The sequence below is a fragment of the Ruegeria sp. YKSD179 genome, assembly GCF_059612885.1.
In genome coordinates this window covers 86842-103004 of the sequence record NZ_JBXWRL010000013.1, presented here as the reverse complement: position 1 = coordinate 103004, position 16163 = coordinate 86842, and the positions used below count along the sequence as shown (strand labels likewise).

Annotated in this window: 20 protein-coding genes and 1 pseudogene; 4 read left to right on the top strand and 17 right to left on the bottom strand. The window is 60.0% G+C overall.

Going from position 1 to position 16163, the window contains the following annotated elements; all coding sequences use genetic code 11:
- On the bottom strand, positions 1-873 hold an 873-nt coding region (locus AC2FNE_RS09825), incomplete at its 3' end, for a 6TM ABC transporter family protein (RefSeq protein WP_496805288.1).
- A gap of 199 nt (positions 874-1072) precedes the next feature.
- Between AC2FNE_RS09825 and AC2FNE_RS09820 the strand changes: the two genes are divergently transcribed.
- A complete protein-coding gene (locus tag AC2FNE_RS09820; RefSeq protein WP_496805292.1) occupies positions 1073-1717 on the top strand; it encodes an IS6 family transposase in 645 nt (214 codons plus the stop codon).
- 420 nt (positions 1718-2137) lie between these two features.
- Here AC2FNE_RS09820 and AC2FNE_RS09815 read toward each other — a convergent pair whose 3' ends face one another.
- From AC2FNE_RS09815 to AC2FNE_RS09800, 4 genes are all read right to left on the bottom strand, one after another.
- Complete coding sequence (locus AC2FNE_RS09815) at positions 2138-3820, bottom strand: recombinase family protein (protein WP_496805287.1); 1683 nt, start codon at positions 3818-3820, stop codon at positions 2138-2140.
- A 2-nt stretch (positions 3821-3822) separates the two neighbouring features.
- The gene (locus tag AC2FNE_RS09810) at positions 3823-4227 is read right to left on the bottom strand and encodes a DUF2924 domain-containing protein (RefSeq protein ID WP_496805286.1); all 405 of its coding nucleotides are present in this window, start codon (positions 4225-4227) and stop codon (positions 3823-3825) included.
- Positions 4224-4469 carry a DUF3489 domain-containing protein gene (locus AC2FNE_RS09805; RefSeq protein ID WP_496805285.1) on the bottom strand — a complete coding sequence of 82 codons (246 nt, stop codon included), beginning with the start codon at positions 4467-4469 and terminating at the stop codon, positions 4224-4226. Before AC2FNE_RS09805 ends, AC2FNE_RS09810 begins: the two co-directional genes overlap by 4 nt.
- 132 nt (positions 4470-4601) lie before the next feature.
- Positions 4602-4733: a hypothetical protein gene (locus AC2FNE_RS09800; protein ID WP_496805284.1), complete on the bottom strand. Its 132-nt coding sequence runs from the start codon at positions 4731-4733 to the stop codon at positions 4602-4604.
- 48 nt (positions 4734-4781) lie between these two features.
- On the opposite strand from AC2FNE_RS09800, the gene AC2FNE_RS09795 reads away from it, so the two are divergent.
- On the top strand, positions 4782-5474 hold the full coding sequence (locus tag AC2FNE_RS09795; protein WP_496805283.1) for an IS6 family transposase: 693 nt from the start codon (positions 4782-4784) through the stop codon (positions 5472-5474).
- Between the two features lie 327 nt (positions 5475-5801).
- On the opposite strand, the gene AC2FNE_RS09790 is transcribed toward AC2FNE_RS09795, so the two are convergent.
- Both AC2FNE_RS09790 and AC2FNE_RS09785 read right to left on the bottom strand, forming a co-directional pair.
- Positions 5802-6683, bottom strand: a complete 882-nt coding sequence (locus AC2FNE_RS09790; protein WP_496805282.1) for an NAD(P)-dependent oxidoreductase — start codon at positions 6681-6683, stop codon at positions 5802-5804.
- A 225-nt stretch (positions 6684-6908) separates the two neighbouring features.
- Positions 6909-7499, bottom strand: a complete 591-nt coding sequence (locus AC2FNE_RS09785) for a TetR/AcrR family transcriptional regulator (RefSeq protein ID WP_496805281.1) — start codon at positions 7497-7499, stop codon at positions 6909-6911.
- A 106-nt stretch (positions 7500-7605) separates the two neighbouring features.
- On the opposite strand from AC2FNE_RS09785, the gene AC2FNE_RS09780 reads away from it, so the two are divergent.
- Positions 7606-8073, top strand: a complete 468-nt coding sequence (locus AC2FNE_RS09780; RefSeq protein WP_496805280.1) for an MAPEG family protein — start codon at positions 7606-7608, stop codon at positions 8071-8073.
- Between the two features lie 130 nt (positions 8074-8203).
- Entirely contained in the window at positions 8204-8791 is a 588-nt protein-coding gene (locus AC2FNE_RS09775) for a hypothetical protein (RefSeq protein WP_496805279.1), read from the top strand.
- 189 nt (positions 8792-8980) lie between these two features.
- On the opposite strand, the pseudogene AC2FNE_RS09770 reads toward AC2FNE_RS09775, so the two are convergent.
- From AC2FNE_RS09770 to atpD, 10 genes and pseudogenes are all read right to left on the bottom strand, one after another.
- Positions 8981-9375 (bottom strand): annotated as a pseudogene (locus AC2FNE_RS09770) (transposase); the annotation flags it as partial.
- Positions 9376-9575: 200 nt separating this feature from the next.
- Positions 9576-10430 (bottom strand): F0F1 ATP synthase subunit gamma, encoded by an 855-nt coding sequence (locus AC2FNE_RS09765; RefSeq protein WP_496805278.1) that lies wholly within the window; start codon positions 10428-10430, stop codon positions 9576-9578.
- Positions 10427-11950, bottom strand: a complete 1524-nt coding sequence (locus tag AC2FNE_RS09760; RefSeq protein ID WP_496805277.1) for a F0F1 ATP synthase subunit alpha — start codon at positions 11948-11950, stop codon at positions 10427-10429. The genes AC2FNE_RS09765 and AC2FNE_RS09760 overlap by 4 nt, the downstream gene beginning before the upstream one ends.
- The gene (locus tag AC2FNE_RS09755; RefSeq protein WP_496805276.1) at positions 11940-12680 is read right to left on the bottom strand and encodes a F0F1 ATP synthase subunit delta; all 741 of its coding nucleotides are present in this window, start codon (positions 12678-12680) and stop codon (positions 11940-11942) included. The genes AC2FNE_RS09760 and AC2FNE_RS09755 overlap by 11 nt, the downstream gene beginning before the upstream one ends.
- A 4-nt stretch (positions 12681-12684) precedes the next feature.
- Positions 12685-12930, bottom strand: a complete 246-nt coding sequence (locus AC2FNE_RS09750; protein ID WP_213633090.1) for a F0F1 ATP synthase subunit C — start codon at positions 12928-12930, stop codon at positions 12685-12687.
- Positions 12930-13643 (bottom strand): F0F1 ATP synthase subunit A, encoded by a 714-nt coding sequence (locus AC2FNE_RS09745; RefSeq protein ID WP_496805275.1) that lies wholly within the window; start codon positions 13641-13643, stop codon positions 12930-12932. Before AC2FNE_RS09745 ends, AC2FNE_RS09750 begins: the two co-directional genes overlap by 1 nt.
- A complete protein-coding gene (locus AC2FNE_RS09740; RefSeq protein ID WP_496805274.1) occupies positions 13640-13930 on the bottom strand; it encodes an N-ATPase subunit AtpR in 291 nt (96 codons plus the stop codon). The genes AC2FNE_RS09745 and AC2FNE_RS09740 overlap by 4 nt, the downstream gene beginning before the upstream one ends.
- Positions 13927-14220: an AtpZ/AtpI family protein gene (locus AC2FNE_RS09735; protein ID WP_496805273.1), complete on the bottom strand. Its 294-nt coding sequence runs from the start codon at positions 14218-14220 to the stop codon at positions 13927-13929. Before AC2FNE_RS09735 ends, AC2FNE_RS09740 begins: the two co-directional genes overlap by 4 nt.
- Complete coding sequence (locus AC2FNE_RS09730) at positions 14217-14627, bottom strand: F0F1 ATP synthase subunit epsilon (RefSeq protein ID WP_496805272.1); 411 nt, start codon at positions 14625-14627, stop codon at positions 14217-14219. The genes AC2FNE_RS09735 and AC2FNE_RS09730 overlap by 4 nt, the downstream gene beginning before the upstream one ends.
- Positions 14624-16084: a F0F1 ATP synthase subunit beta gene (gene atpD, locus AC2FNE_RS09725; RefSeq protein ID WP_496805291.1), complete on the bottom strand. Its 1461-nt coding sequence runs from the start codon at positions 16082-16084 to the stop codon at positions 14624-14626. Before atpD ends, AC2FNE_RS09730 begins: the two co-directional genes overlap by 4 nt.
- Positions 16085-16163 lie beyond the last annotated feature (79 nt).

The window sequence follows — 16163 nt, the reverse complement described above, 5'->3', positions numbered from 1 at the left end:
CGCCGCAACGCCGACAAGCTGGGATGCCGCCCGGGAGCCCAGCAACGTGCAGGCTGCAAGGCCGCCAGTCGTCATCTGTCCTGCGAGCACCTCTCCGGCGCCCAACCAGACAACACCGACGGTCGAGATCAGCGCGCCACTCTGCAAAAGGTCCAACTGGAAGCTGCTGATGTTCTGCGTCGTTCTGTTTGCCTTTGACTGAGCGCTGCGAGTGTGGGTCAAACGGGCAAATGCAGAGCCGAGACTGGCCAGGGTCGTAGTGTTCGAGGATGTGTTCGCTAGCGCGGTGACACCCGCCTCGTACCGCGCGCCCGCTAGCAGTTCCTGCTCTAGGGCGGATCGATTCCGCGACGCGACCACGAGGAATGCGATCACTGAGACGGCAGCGACCAGTAAGGGCGCGGCGACAACGATTCCGCCGAGATACGCAATGAGTGCAAGGAAGATGATTGAGAAAGGCGCATCGAACCGGGCCAGCATCGTTTGACCGACATTCACATCCCGCGCCTTTGCGGGCGCGGCGGCGAGGAGAAGTGCGTCCTCGCGGCTGTGATAACCTTTAAGCAGTTGTCGGGCGGTTCGAGACCAAAGCCTATACTCTTCCAGTGCCGACCACCGCGCAAAGATGCCGGACCTGACGTATCGGAGCAATCCTGAAAACACCAACGCGACGACAACCGCCGAGAATATGACGATGGCCGACCCGGTCGACTGGTTCGGCAAAATCCGGTCGTAGACTTGAAGGAGAGCCAGAGGAAGCGCCAACGTCAGCGCGTTGATTCCCACGGAGAGAAAACCCACAAGAACGCGCGACCCCGGCTCTGAATCTTGAGCGCGACTAAAATGCTCATGTTTTGGTGCGACAGTATCCATTCGATTCTTTCGTCTGACCTGAGCGAACACATATATTAAGTTGAAAGACTAAGTCCCAACAAGGCGAAATCAAACCGAGAGGTTTTGTCAGAAAGATTTCGGTTGAGGCGGGCAGGGCGGGTTTGTAGCCTTGTCGGATGACAAAACCAACCCATTTCGCTACTTCAAAACCAGCCCTGAGATCATCCGCCTGGCGGTGATGCTGTATGTCCGGTTCCCGCTATCGTTGCGGAACGTGGAAGATCTTCTGCATGAGCGCGGCATCGAAGTCAGCCATGAGACGGTTCGGTTCTGGTGGAATAGATTTGGCCCGATGTTCGCGGCTGAGATCCGCAGAAACAGGATCAGTCGGATGCAATCCTATTCGAACTGGCGGTGGCACCTCGACGAGGTTTTTGTGAAGATCAACGGCGAGACGCATTACCTGTGGCGTGCTGTGGACCACGAAGGCGAAGTGCTGGAAAGCTATGTTACTAAGCGCCGGGACCGCAAAGCTGCGTTGAAATTCCTTAGAAAATCAATGAAGAGGTATGGCCGGCCGGAAGTGATCGTGACGGACAAACTTCGCTCTTATGGCGCCGCTTTGAAAGATATTGGCAACGCGCGAAGGCAGGAAACGGGACGCTGGGTGAACAACCGAGCGGAAAATTCTCACCTGCCGTTCCGACGAAGAGAGCGAGCGATGCTTCGCTTTCGGCGCATGCGAAGTTTGCAGAAATTCGCCTCCGTTCATCTCTCAGTGCACAACCATTTCAATCAGGAACGCCACCTCTACTCACGACAAAACTTCAAGCTGAACCGAAGCGCCGCTCTCATCGAGTGGCGGCAACTTTGTTCCGGATAAGTTCAAGCCCTTGGCGGCAAATTGAGACTGGTTCGAATCCGTCTGACAGCACCGCCACCCACCCCAATCTCTGTCAGCACAGTCCTTCTTTTCCTGTTTTCTGCCGTTTTTCCGGGCGCTTGGGCTACGCCATCTGCCACAGAGACGAGCGTGATCTCCTGAGCTAGCGCGACTTCTGCGTACTGTCTCCGGAGGCACCATCACGCGCTTCGGTTTGCGCCAAATTTCCCTGCTAACAGGGAATTAACAGGGTAATTCTTCAAATTTCGGCCTTTTGGGCGATTTTTCGCACTAATTTCACTTGTGTAATCAGTGCGTTGCGCAAGAATTCCCTACGCAAAATAACAGGGAACATTTTCGCGATTATCAGGGAACTTTTTCGTAGGAACAGGGAACGCTGTGCTCAGATCAGGGATGCCGTTAACCGGCCTCGAGGCTGTAAAACATGGCCTGGGCGTCCCAGCCGAGCGGCATTGGTTTTCGGATGATCCGTTCGAGGGTGAGGTGCGTCGGCTGACGCCCATCAAGGATCGCGCTTTGGATCGCGGGCGACAAGAACGCCAGCTGTGATCGGGTGCGAATGTAGGATTCTGCATGCCCTGTCGCAGCGGCGATCTCACTGAGGGGCCTGCCGCCTCTCAACTCAGCGACCCAGATATGCGCAAGGCAAAGAGCGCGAAGCAGCGTACGATCTGGTTGGGGCTTACGGTCGCCGATGACAATCTTTCCTTCGACACCGCGCCGGCGCAGTTCGAAGGGAGCTTCGATCGTCAGCACCGAGCGGTCGATCTCGTCGCTCTGCATTTCCAAAGACTCGGCCAGAGCATCCGCTTTCAGCTTCAAGGCAATGCTCCGCTTCTTAATTTGCCCTTCATCCAGGATTTTCCTCAGAAGATCCGGCGCGCCTAGTGACAGCCGACGGACAAGGCGTCGCGCTGTTAATTGGATATCATCGTTGCGCCTCAGATCTGGTTCTGCGCAGATCTGATGGTCGCGGGCATGCTTCTCGATGTGCCGCGTGATGGCATTCGCAACCTCTAGCTCCAGCGCGGGCGCGGGCAATCGCCATCCACGCGGATCCGTCCCGCCCGAGATCAACCGGTTCGAGACGTAGTAGCGGATCTGCCGTCCATGACGCCGGGTGTGTGTCGGGGTCAGCCGATCTCCGGTCTCGTCGCGCAGTTTTCCGGTGAGCGGTGCGACGGGCGTTGCACCAAACTGCGGGGATGCTGCCTTCCGGCCCCTTGGTCGTGCACTGGCAGCCTGTAGCTTTGACTGGACCCGTTCCCAGATCAACTTGTCTATGATGGGCTCATGCTGCCCGTCCCAAACCCGGGTCTTATGGCGGATCTTGCCGAGATAGATCGGGTTGCGCAGCAGTGTATAAATCTGGCCACGGGAGAACGCATTGCCGCCCTGAACCCGCCCGGACCTGAAGTGGTGCAGCTTGGAGCGCAGGCCCATCTCATTGGCACGGCGCATGACGGGGTTCAGGCAGCCGATGTCATCGTAGAGCGCGAAGATCGCTCGAACGGTTTCTGCCTCATTTGCATTGACAACAAGGCTTCGGGTTTTGGGATCAGGATGCGGATCGTATCCGAGCGGTGATACCCCGCCCATCCAGAGGCCCTTCTTTTTTGAGGCTGCAATCTTGTCCCGGATCCGTTCGGCTGTGACTTCCCGCTCGAATTGGGCAAAGGACAAAAGTACGTTGAGCGTCAGCCGCCCCATGGACGACGCGGTGTTGAAGGCCTGGGTGACCGAGACGAAGGAACAGCCGGCGGCATCGAAGCGCTCGACCATCTTGGCAAAGTCGGCAAGGGATCTGGTCAGACGGTCGATCTTGTAGACCACCACCATCTGGACGAGACCTGCGTCAATGTCCGTAAGGAGGCGTTGCAGAGCGGGCCGGTCGAGTGTGCCACCGGAGATGCCACCATCATCGTATCGCTTTTTTCCCGCGACCCAGCCCTCGTGCCGTTGGCTGGCGATATAGGCGGCACATGCCTCGTGCTGGGCGTCGAGCGAGTTGAAGTCCTGGTCGAGACCCTCGTCAGAGGATTTGCGGGTGTAAATGGCGCAGCGGATCCGGGATTTGTTCATTGTCAGGCCGACCGTTTTATCCCAAAGAACCGCGGTCCAGACCACCGGGCCCCGGTAATGGCGCGGGCGATTGGCGAAAGCGACGTATGTTGCTGACCATTCCAGAGGAACCCGCCCTCGACGACATCGACCACATGGGTCACGCCATTCCATTCCCGGATCAGGCGGCCGCCGGGCTTCAGGGCAGGGTTGCTCGTTCCTTGGTCTATACTTGCCGCCTTTTGTAGTTTGCTGACAAACCCCTTGGGCAATCCGCCGCATTCTTTTGCCTGTATTTCGAAGGCCAGATACCGGCGCAGAAATGGGCTGCTCAGGCGTTTTGGAACGGGCGTGCCGAAGACCGCGTTCCAGGCGGCGATCAGTGCCGCCCGGTCCATGGTTTCGATCACAGCCACGGAGAGGCTCACCGGGCGCCCTCCGGGGTGCCGGTGATGCGGTAGATTGGCCCGTTGGCTAGTTTGGCGGGATTAGCGCGATCAATACTATACCCGGCCTTCCTGAGCCCGCTCAGAGCCGCTCGGACCGAATGCGGCTGCCAGCCTGTGGCGGATTGCAAGGCAGCGAGATCCGCGCCGGCCTTGCGGCTCAGCAGCTTGCGCAGGATCGCGGTTTTGGTCTCACGCTCGGGTGTCGATTTGGGTTTGGACATTTTTGTTCCTCGGGTTTTAGGGTCGGCGGGATGCCGACCCTGGTACCGAGATGCGCCCGGGGTCCGACCGGGCTTGGGAACAGTGACGCTCGTGTCAGGCGGGAAGTCCAGTCAATACTGGCGCGCACCGCCTTACTTACTATCTTTTGGGACTTTAACGCCCAGCCTTTCCAACGTTTCGATCATTTCCTGTTTTTCGGCTGCTTTTGACGCTTCCTCAGCTTCGACGGCAGTTCCAACCTCCAGCATAATGTGGATGGGCATTGTCACATTAATTCGACGATCGGCCTGACGGCCGGTATTTGTTGTTGAATGAGAAAGATTTCCTACGCACGCTACCGATTTCCGCCATCGATAATCCAACGAGCCGTCTGGCTCTACTTTCGCTTTCCGCTGAGCTTTCGCGACGTCGAGGAAATGCTGTCCGAACGCGGGATCGATGTCAGCTATGAAACGATCCGCCGCTGGATCTTGAAGTTCGGTCCGGCAATCGCCGCCAACGTCAGAACCCGCAGAGTTCAACCTTCGGGAACCTGGCATCTTGATGAGGTTTTTGTCCGAATTGGTGGCAAGCGGACATATCTGTGGCGAGCGGTTGACGATGAGGGCGAGGTTCTTGAAGTCCTGGCCCAATCTCGCCGAAACAAACGTGCAGCCCTTAAACTTATGCGGAAACTCCTGAAAAAGCAGGGTTACATTCCGGATGAGATTGTCACCGACAAGCTGGGGTCATATTCCGCAGCGCTTCGAGAGCTTGGCCTGGAACACCTTCATGTCACGGGTGGTCGATTGAACAATCGGGCAGAGGTTTCACATCAACCGACGCGCCGACGAGAACGCCGTATGGGCCGGTTCAAGTCGCCCGGATCGATGCAACGTTTTCTGTCCGTCCACGATGCCATCTACAACCATTTCAATGTGCAACGTCATCTGATTTCTCGCCAAGCTCTCCATCAAACTCGCGCCAGGTCATTCGCTGAATGGTTCGAAATTGTGGCTGCTTGATCTGGGGTAGCGTCCGCTATGTTGGTTCAACTGAGTTAACGTGACAAAGCCATTCGCACCGTGGCAGACCTATGCTCAGATGTGATCGGTGCGGCTTGCCGGGTCGACGCTTTACTAATCGGGAAAAGTTGGACGGTCGAGCTTTCTGCAATCCGGTAATCATTCTGGCATTTGCAAATGCGGGTTTGGGTGGCTCCTTTGGTGAGGCCGCTGCATGGACGAAGCTGCCGCCTGCAGCAGCGTCGAATCTTTAACGGTGCAACTGCGGGAAGTAGAGAGCTTAGCCGATCTCAAAAGATTAAAGCGATCAGAGAAATAGGGCCTGCATCAATTACCGTTTCGCCGGGCGACAAAATCGGCGAGATGCGGGACATAATCCTCGGGGCCGTCCCCGCCGGCGGCAAGTGCCATGGCGAAACTGTTTTTTGCCGCATTGCCGGTCGGATTTGCGATCCCCGCCGCATCTGCCATGCTCTCCAGATAAGTCAGGTCTTTCAGGGCGTTGGTCAGGGTGAACTTGTGGGCTTCGCGATTGCCCTCCAGCGCATACCCCATGAAGGTTTGGTAGAAACCGCAATCCATGCGACTGCCGCGGATCACACTGTCGAAAGTTTCCACCGAAATTCCGACCTTACGCCCAAGTGCCAGTGCCTCGGAATAAAGTGCGGCGTACCCGAGTGACAGGAAGTTGTTCAGCAGTTTCATACGATGCCCATCACCCGGTTTGCCGATATGCACAGCCGAACTTGCCCAGGTCTCAATCACCGGCTTCACCCGTTCATAGGCAGTATCCTCTGCTCCGACCATGGCGGACAATGTGCCTTCCTCGGCCTGAACGGGCGTGCCGCCCAAGGGTGCGTCCACAAGATATATGCCGCGATCCAGCAAGGATTGAGAGATTTGTGCCGTCGATACCGGATCGGAGGTAGAGCAATCCACGATGATCGCGCCAGTCGACAGCCCGGCGGTCAGCTTATCGACAACCGCCTCCACCTGAGGTGAACCGGGAAGGCACAAAAAGACAATGTCGGACGCCTCGGCAAGCTCTTTTTCGGTTACGGCCTCGCTTGCCCCGCGCGACACCAGATCTTCGACTGGTCCGCGGTTTCGATGCCCGAGCACTGTCAGACCATAACCTTTGGCTAGGATGTTCTTGGCCATCCCGTGCCCCATATAGCCCAGGCCGATAAAACCAATCGTTTCTTTCATTCTCATCTCCCTTAGGTGTTGACCCGGCACCAAGCCTGTCGATACCGACAGAAGGCTCAGACGCGCCATAGCTGTTAAACCATATACATCGGGACGACGTCACATGCCTGCTAAATTCGCAAACTATCCAAGCCTTGCCGGTCAAACGGTATTTGTCACCGGCGGCGCGTCGGGGATCGGCACGGAGATTGCGGGCTACCTTAGCCCATGACAGATTGTGGGGTGTCACCCGCAGTTGCGCAGAAGCCGCGTCATGAGATTGATGACCTGCTTGTCCGACAGCGCTTGGTGTAATGCCAGCAGGCGCCAGGTCTCGAAGTTCAGCGCTAGGGCGATCGTGGCCTTCAGAAACGGGTCCTGCCGCTCCGGCTCGGGGAAGGCGGCGAGAAGGATTTCCCCCGCGGCCTGCCAGTAGGCGTCATAAGGCGCCATGATCGGACTGTCGCGCAGGTCGTCGATCACCGAGGAGATCATCGGCTCAGTCTCGCGGTGGAAGGCGTATGCCGCGGCAAGCCCGTGGCGGAAGCGTTCTTCGCTGCCTTCCACTGTCGCCCATTCCTCAAGATCGGGAAGGGGATGGCGTTCGAAGTAGGTGCCGCTGCAGGCGCCGAGGAGTTCCATGTCATCGGCGAAGTGGCGGTAGACAGTGACCGTGCCGACGCCCGCCTCCTGCGCCACGTCGCGCATCGAGGTGGCGGCGGGACCCCTCGTCTGGTGCAGCTTGATCGCCGCCTCGACGATCCGCTGCCGGGTCTCCTCCTGCGCTGCGGCGCGTTTTGTCTGTTGGTACTTCCTGGCCATGATTTGATGATACACGATATTTCACGAAGCTTGACAAGCTTTCTTCTATCGCGGTATTCCTAATTTCGTGAAATACACCGTTTCATGAATTACGGACAACCGTCGGCAAGGAGACACAGCGATGTCCACACTCAACATGCAGAACCCCGTCTTTGTCATCTACATGATCGCCGCAGCCCTGATGGTACTGAAGGTGATGGGCCAGGGATGGGTGACAGTCTACCGGATGCTGAAAGTCGGGTCAGGGTGGGCGTCGGCCGAGGACCTGCGCCCCGGACTCATCAACCGCAATCCGAACCCGTCGCAACTTGAGATCAACGACTACGTCGACCGGTCGCGCCGCATCCACCGCAACGATTTGGAGAACATCCCGGCGTTCCTCGCCGTGGGCCTGCTCTTCGTGATCGCTGGGCCCTCGACCCTGCTGGCGGGCGTGCTGATGTACGGCTTCGTCGGCGCCCGGCTGCTGCATACGCTGGCCTACATCACCCAACAAAGCCACGAGATCCGCGCTACACTTTACACATTCGGGTCCTTCGCGGTGATCTTCATGGCGGTCTACGTGCTCTGGGTTGCCCTGGGGCACTGAGCTCGGAAAACCGGATCGTTCCGGTGCAGTTCCGCACCCCATAAATGTTACCCATCGCATTCGATGAAATATGGTAAACTGAAGATCAGAATGGTCCTGGAAAGATCTTTCAAATAGGGGAGAAAATGCAGTGAAACTTGTTAATGGCGCCATTTTGGTGGCTGTTGCATCAGCGCTTGCAGGGCCCGTTGTCGCCGACGATTACGACCTCGACGCGATGCGAACAGCCACCGAGAAATACAAAAACGTTGAAGTCGCGCTCTCCGAGGGATTCATTCCTGATCCTTCGGGTCATTGCGTTGATGCAGCAGCGGAAGGCTTGCCTGCGGAATGGGGCGGGATGGGCATTCACTACCTTCGGTCTGATCTCTTAAAGCTCGCGCCTCCGGGCGACAGAGTCGACGGGGCAAGCACCCATACGGACTTCATGGCGCCAGCGATCCTGCTCTATGAGCCGCAGGCTGATGGGTCGCTTGAATTGGTTGGCGTTGAGAACCTGGTCTTTAAGGCCGCATGGTTGGCCGACGGTCACGATGGCCCACCGGTGCTGAATAACCGCGAATGGGACCACATGAGCGACGATCCCAACACACCCGGCGACGAAGCGCATGGGTTTATGCCGCATTTCGACCAGCACGTATGGCTGTTTCGCGACAACCCCACTGGCGATTTGATGCCATTCAACCCGATGGTTACCTGCGAGCACCATCACGGGTGAGGCCTTGCGAGTGCGCGGCTTAAACCGCGCATTCGCCGAAGGCGCGTAAACGCACTACCCATCTCCGTCCGTCAAGAATTCCCATGCAACCTGAAGCCATTAGTGGGGTGGGGTTGCCCTGGCGTTTAGTACTTACTCGGTTTGCTGCGGGCCATGGCGTTGGCGCGGGCAGCCCATTGTTGCACATCCAACGGTACAGTACCTTTGCGTTGATCGGTGTTGCCCCAGTGCCCGGCAGACCCGGCGTTCCGATACCTTCACCTGACTTCGGATCAGATCAATGCAGGCGCGCCGTCGGGCGGGGCTCAGAAGTTTCCCCGGGCGGCTTCCTTCAAAATAAGCTTGTCCAACGTCAGATCCGACACCGCCTTTCGCAGCCGTTCATTCTCCTTCTGAAGCCGTTTGAGTTCCTTCAGTTGGTCCGTTCCCATACCACCATACTGCTTACGCCAGCGGTAATAGGTCTGCTCGGTAATGCGAACCTCGCGGATCGCATCCGCCCGCTGCATCCCCTGGCCGACAAGTACATCAACCTGTCTCAACTTCTGAACTATTTCCTCGGGCTTGTGCCGTTTGTTTGCCATTCTCTGTCCTCCGTTTCCTGAACATAACGGTGGACCAATTCAGATGGGGCATGCCAGAACCGCACCGCCGCTCTCGCCGAGTGGCGTCAACTTTGTTCCGCATAGGTTCACGCTATCAGCGGCAAACTGAGACTGGTTCGAATCCGTCTGACACCACCGATGCTCTTTCTGGATGTTTGGTTGGCGTAGCCCCGTAGCGCTCACCTTGCGTCGCGCGCGGACGCCGTGCCGGTCCCCAGTTCGATGATTTCGGCTGTGATCGCTTCCTGTCGTACCTGACGCAGAGTCGCCTCGAATTCGCCCAGCTCGCGCGTGATCTGGCTGCCCGCGGCGGACATGGCCTCCATTCTTGCCTCGTTCTCTGCGGCAAAGGCATGAAGCGCCGCCTTGCACACCAGGGCATGGAGATAGTCTCCGCTGAGACTATTGATCAGGGCGTCGGTAGGTAGCTGGGTAAGTGGACGTGTCGCCCCGGGCGGCGGCAGGGCCGACAGATTGATCGGCAGCAAACCCTGCCGAACGACTTGAGGTTGCCCGGACGCCCATCCGGCATGGATCATATCCATACTTTCGAAGCTACCCTCGCCCAGGGCGCGGTAGATCGCCTTGGTAATCTGATCGGCCAGTTTCGGGATGCCGGGCGTGTGCGAGGACATTGGCGCGGACCAGACCGGATGGAGGCCACTCGCCGCTGCGATCGACTGACCACGGGTGCCGATCAGAAACAGGCTGGTGGCCGACAGGTCGTCTTGGATGCTGTCCAGAATGCGTTCGCTGAAGGCACCGGCAAAACCCTGTTCTGCGCAGAACACTAAAAGACCGGTGATGCCATCGGCTTGACCTCCGGAGGTCTTGACCGATGATACGGGACTCGCGGGGCCAAGTGCATCTGATATGGCGGCGGCAATCGTCGCGGCATAGCTGTCGACGGCTTTAATCTCGGCGCGGGCGGTGCTGGCGCGCGCGGCGGCGATGCCCTTCATCGCGTTTACCACGGCCCCCAACTGGCGAATGCCGTCGATCCGCGCGCTGACATCGGCCAATCGTTCGGTCATGTCGCTGGCTCTCTATCGCCAAGCTGCGTCGCAAGGTGGGTCATCGCGGCCATCAGGGCGGTCCGTGCCGTGTCATGCAGCTCCCCGGTCTCGGAAATGGCACGCAGGGCATCGCCGGCGTCCTGATCAAGATTTTCCGGTAGTTTGTCCCGAAAGGTGGCAACAGAATCGAGTGACAGGGGGTCAAGCAGTCCCGACTGCACAGCGAGCAGGAGCGCCACCTCATCGGCCAGGCGAAGCGGTGCATTCTGCGGTTGGCGCAGTATCGCCCTGATCCGCTCCCCACGTTTGAGTTGGTCGCGGACCCGACCTTCGGGCATGCCTCCGAACCGGGTGAAGACCTCGAGCTCCAGAAACTGCGCATAGTCGAGCCGCAGCGTGCCGGCCGCCTTGCGCAGCACGGGCGCCTGGGTCTTGCCGCCGACACGGCTGACGCTCAGCCCCACATCCACCGCAGGTTTCTGCCCCTGATGAAACAGGCTCGAATCCAGCACGATCTGCCCGTCGGTGATCGAGATCAGGTTGGTCGGGATATAGGCCGACAGGTTCCCGGCATCAGTTTCTGCAATCGGCAGAGCCGTCAAAGACCCCCCGCCACGCGCCTTGGACAGCTTAGCAGCCCGTTCCAATAAGCGGGCATGGATGTAGAAAACATCCCCCGGATAGGCCTCGCGCCCCGGAGATTGCCGGGTCAGAAGGGCAATCTCTCGGTGGGTGGCGGCGTGTTTGGACAGATCGTCGATCACAACGAGGGCGTGACCGCCCTTTTCGCGGAAATATTCCGCCATCGTGACGCCCGCATAGGGTGCTATCCATTGCAGCCCCGGCGCCGAGGCGGAGCCCGCGACAATCACGATGCAGCGCGCGAAATTCCCATGCGCCTGCAGCGCGTCGATGGCGCGGCGTACGCTGGATGTCTTTTGCCCCACCGCGACATAGACGCAGATCATGTCGCTGTCGCGCTGCGCGATCATCGTGTCGGTGGCCAGTGTCGTCTTTCCGGTGGAATGGTCGCCGACGATCAACTCGCGCTGGCCCCGGCCAAGCGCGAACAGTGTGTCCATCACGAGTATCCCGGTTTGCACCGGCTGGGTCACGAGATCTCGTTCGATGATCGACGGCGCCGGGCGCTCGATCGGCCACCGCTCTTCGGCCTCAATTGCCCCCTTTCCGTCCAGCGGGCGGCCGAGCGGGTCGACGATGCGCCCGAGCAGCGCCTCTCCGACAGGCACGCTTACCACTTCGCCGGTGCCGAAAACGGCATCGCCCGCCTCGACCTTGGTCGCGGCGTCAACGAACACGCAGCCAATCAGATCGGGGTCCAGAACCCGGGCGAACCCGAACTGGCCGCCCTCGAACCGCAGAACCTCGTCCAACCGCACGTCGCGCAAGCCCGAGATCATCGCCACACCGTCCCCGATCTCCTCGACACGGCCCCTGTGTTCGGGTCGCGGACCCAGTGCCGCGCGACGCACTGCGCCTTGCGCCGAGGCGAACCAGTCTGGCGCGTCAGGCGGCATTATTCTCGACCTCCTTCAGGATATTCTCCAGATCGGCCCGCCAGCTGTTGTGAAGCACGAAATGCCCGCTGCGGAGTTCCAGTCCGGCGATCAGGTCGGGATCGGTGACAAGACGAACGCTGGGCGTGCCGTCCAACGCATCCTTTACCGCTTGTTCGATCTTGGCCCTTTCCGCGTCCTCCGGGTTTGTCGCGGTGATGATCTCGATGTCGTCTGCCGAGGCTATCAGCGCCGTTCGGTCGGAGGCGGACATGCCCGCGATCGCCTCGACAAGTTGCGCAAGGAACGTCGCCTGAACCGCAGGCGTGTTGAACCGGCCCAGAAGCCGGGCTGCAATCTCGACCGACAATTCGGCGGCCCTCGTTGCGTTCTCTTTCCGCGCTGTGTTTCTGTCGCGGTCAATGGCGGTGCGCGCGGCAGCGATCAGGGAGTCTGCCTTGGTTTGAGCATCCTTCAGCGCGGCTTTCGCTACTGTGTCTGCTGTCGCTTTGGCCTCAGCAAGTATGGCCTCGCGTTCGGCCGCGATGCCTGCGCGAGTCTCAGCGACCTCTGCAAGCGCAGCATCGGCCTTCGCTTGTGCTGTCTTGCCTTCCTCCAGCATGGCCTGCGCCGCGTCCTGTCGCCGGGTGATGGCCCCGGCTATCGGCCGCCAGAACACGCGGCTGAGCAGCCAGACGAGGATCAGGACGTTGATGGCCTGAAGACCCAGTCCCCACCAATCGAGGGTCATGCGCTCATGCCAGTAGCGGGTTGGCGAAGAGCAGCAGGAGCGCAATAACCAGACAATAGATTGCCGTCGTCTCGATCATCGCGAGCCCGACGAACAGCGTGCGCGAAATCGTGTTTGCCGCATCGGGCTGACGCGCGATGGCATCCATCGCCGCGGCAACGGCGCGCCCCTCGGCAAGGGCAGGGCCGATAGCGCCAAAGGCCACCGCGAAGGCGGCGCAGAAGATACTGGCAAGCGGAGCATAGTCCATCATTTATCCTTTTTCGTTGGGGTAGGGGCCGTGTCGCTGTTCGGAGGGCTGGGTGCGCCGGCCTCGACTGCGGAGGTGATGAACACCATCGCCAGCACCGCAAAGATGTAGGCCTGCACCAGCCCGGTCAGCAGATCGAGCGCCATCAATGGGATCGGTACCAGCAGGCCCGCCAGCGAGGCGACGATGCCAATGACGAATACGCCGCTCATCACATTGCCGAACAGTCGGACGAACATGGAAAAGACCCGCGTCAGGCTTTGCAGGATGTTCAGCGGGATCATCACCGGATTGGGCGCGGCGAAAGTTTTCAGCCAGCCGCCAACGCCGCCCGCGCGTATGCCGAACCAGATCACGGACAGGAACACCAAAACGGCGAGGGCGGCGTCGGTTTCAAGCTGTGCGGTCGGAGGGTCGACCCCCGGGACAAGCGAGGACCAATTCGCCACGAGGATGAACAGAAAGAGCGTGCCGATGAACCCTCGATAGGGTGCGGGCGCCGCGCCCGTTGTCTCGGTAATCTGGGTGTCGACCGTGGCGACCATCAGTTCCAGCGCGGCCTGCCGCCGGGTTGGTCTGAGGTCTGAGCGGCGGGTCAGGGCAAAAGCCCCGATCACCAGTATCGCCATGATCGCCCATGTCGTGACGATGGCTTGCGTGATCGGAACCGGTCCAATCTGGAACAGAACGGTGGAGTCGAGCGGAGAGTTCATGTTTGGATCTCCTGCATCCTGCGGAGCATGATCCACTTGGCGCAGAGGACTCCCGCAAGGGCCGCCAACAGGGCAAGGCCGCCTGCCAGAACGGCGATGAAGAACCCGGTAGCCAGAAGCGAGATGCGCGCGAGGGTCAGGACGATCGCCCTGAGCGGTTTGCCCCCACCCACGATCAGGTTGGCAGTCTCGCGAAGCGCGCGGAAATAGCCCCATCCGATGAATAACCCACCCAGAAAGCAGATCGGAAGAAGGACGATTAGCGGGAGAGTGGAGGGATCTGTCATCGTGCGTTCATCCATTTCCAAGCGGTCCAACCGCCTATGCAAAGCCCGAGCAGCATCATCGGGGCGCTCCAGAAGATGCCCGTCTCAAATAGCGTATCGAGCCAGCGTCCGAATAACAGGCCCGCCAGAGTCGGCACCACGAAGATCCAGCCCAGCACGCCGATCTGCGCCAAACGTCGACCGACGGACATGTCGCCTTCGCGCAGCCACTTCTCGTGACGGCTGCGATGCTTGCGGATTTCCTCGACCAGAGGATCGGTCTCTGAGGGCTCAGATTGGTTTTCGGTCACCGGAACTGTCCCTTGTCTGCGCCCTGCCGCAACCTGCTGATCATCTGGCGGACGGCGTCCATCTGCAGGCGCATCGTCTCGACATGTTCAACCCGTTCTTCGTCAGCGTCCGACTGAAACCGGGTCAGAACCTCCGCGTCCAGCGTGGCCAGATCGTCGCCCGCCACGGCCTCGCGGGTGGCGATTGCGACACTGTTACCGCCGGTCACGGTCAGCACCCCGCCGCGCAATGCGCAGAACCGCTCAAGCCCGGTGGTCTTCCAACTGAGGATGGAAACCGAGAGCGCGGTCAGGAATGGGGCGTGGCCGGGGCGAATGCCGAAGCTGCCGCTGGCGTCCTGAGCCCGCAAGCTTTCAGCATCCTCGTCCACAACGACGGACAGGGGAGTCACGATCCGCAATCTCATGCAGCGGCCTCGGCGTTGGTGGTGTCCGAGGCATTTGCGGCGGCCTCTTTCTGTCTTGCGTCCTCCAGCGTTCCAATCATGTAGAGCGAGCTTTCGGACCACGCGTCGGCTTCGCCGTCCAGAATGGCGCGGCACCCAGAGAGGGTCTCGGTGAGGGGCACGCTGGCGCCCGGTGTGCCGGTAAAGGCCTCGGTCACCATGAAGGGCTGGGTCAGGAACCGTTGCAACCGGCGTGCGCGTTTGACGATCAAGCGGTCGGCGGTGCCCAGTTCCTCGACTCCCAGCAGCGAAATGATGTCAGTTAACTCGCGGAACCTTGCCAGCGCCTGCCGGACCGCCTCGGCGGTCTGGTAATGCCCGTCACCGACAACCAGCGGATCGAGCAGCATCGATGACGAGCCCAGCGGGTCAATCGCCGGATAAAACCCCTCGGAGGCCTGGGCGCGGGACAACATGATGACGCAATCCATGTGCCCGGAAATCGTGGTCACCGCGGGGTCGGTAAAATCGTCGGCTGGCACATAGACCGCCTGAATGGCGGTCACGGCAGAGCCTGCCACAGAGGCAATACGCTCCTGCAGGCCCGCCACTTCGGTCGCGAGCGTCGGCTGGTAGCCCACGCGCGAGGGAAGGCGGCCCAGCAAGCTGGATACCTCGGCCCCGGCCTGAACAAAGCGGAACACGTTATCCATCAGAAGAAGGACATTCTTGTGCTTCTGGTCGCGGAAAAATTCCGAAATCGTCAAGGCTGTGAGCGGAGCCCGCCAGCGCGCGCCGGGCGGCTCGTTCATCTGACCGTAGACCAGCACGGTGCGCTCCAGAACGCCCGAGACCTGCATTTCAGTCAGCAGCTCATGCCCCTCGCGTGATCTCTCACCGACGCCCGCGAAGACGGAGATACCTTCATATTTCTCGACCATGGCGCGGATCAATTCCATCACCAGAACGGTCTTGCCCACGCCGGCGCCGCCGAACATCGCGGCCTTGCCGCCCTGAGCCATCGGCGTCAGCAGGTCGATCACCTTGATCCCCGTCTCAAATACGTCGGTGGCGCCAGTCTGGGATTTCAGAAGCGGCGGCAGGGCATGGATCGAGCGACGTGGTGTATCCTCAGGCAAGGCAGGCCCGTCGTCCTGCGGACTGCCCACCACATCCAGAAGCCTGCCGAGAACGGCTTCGCCCACAGGCACGGTCACCGGCGCGCCGCTGGCCTGCACCGGCACGCCTCGGGCAAGCCCCGCGGTAGATTGGAACGCCACCGCACGGACGGTTTTCTGATCGAGGTGGCTGTGGACTTCGAGAGTGAGGACGGTCGGGCGGTCCCATTTCACCAACAGCGCAGAATTGATCGGCGGCAGGTCGGATCCGGCAAAGACGACATCCACCACCGCCCCCCGGACGGCATGTACGACGCCACCAAGCGGGGCGCCAGGGTCGTTCGGGATATGAGTCCGCATCCTACCGGGCAGATCAGGGTCACCCACATCCGCGCCCGTCCCGGCACGGATAGAGCCGTTGCTCCATGGTTGATCTACG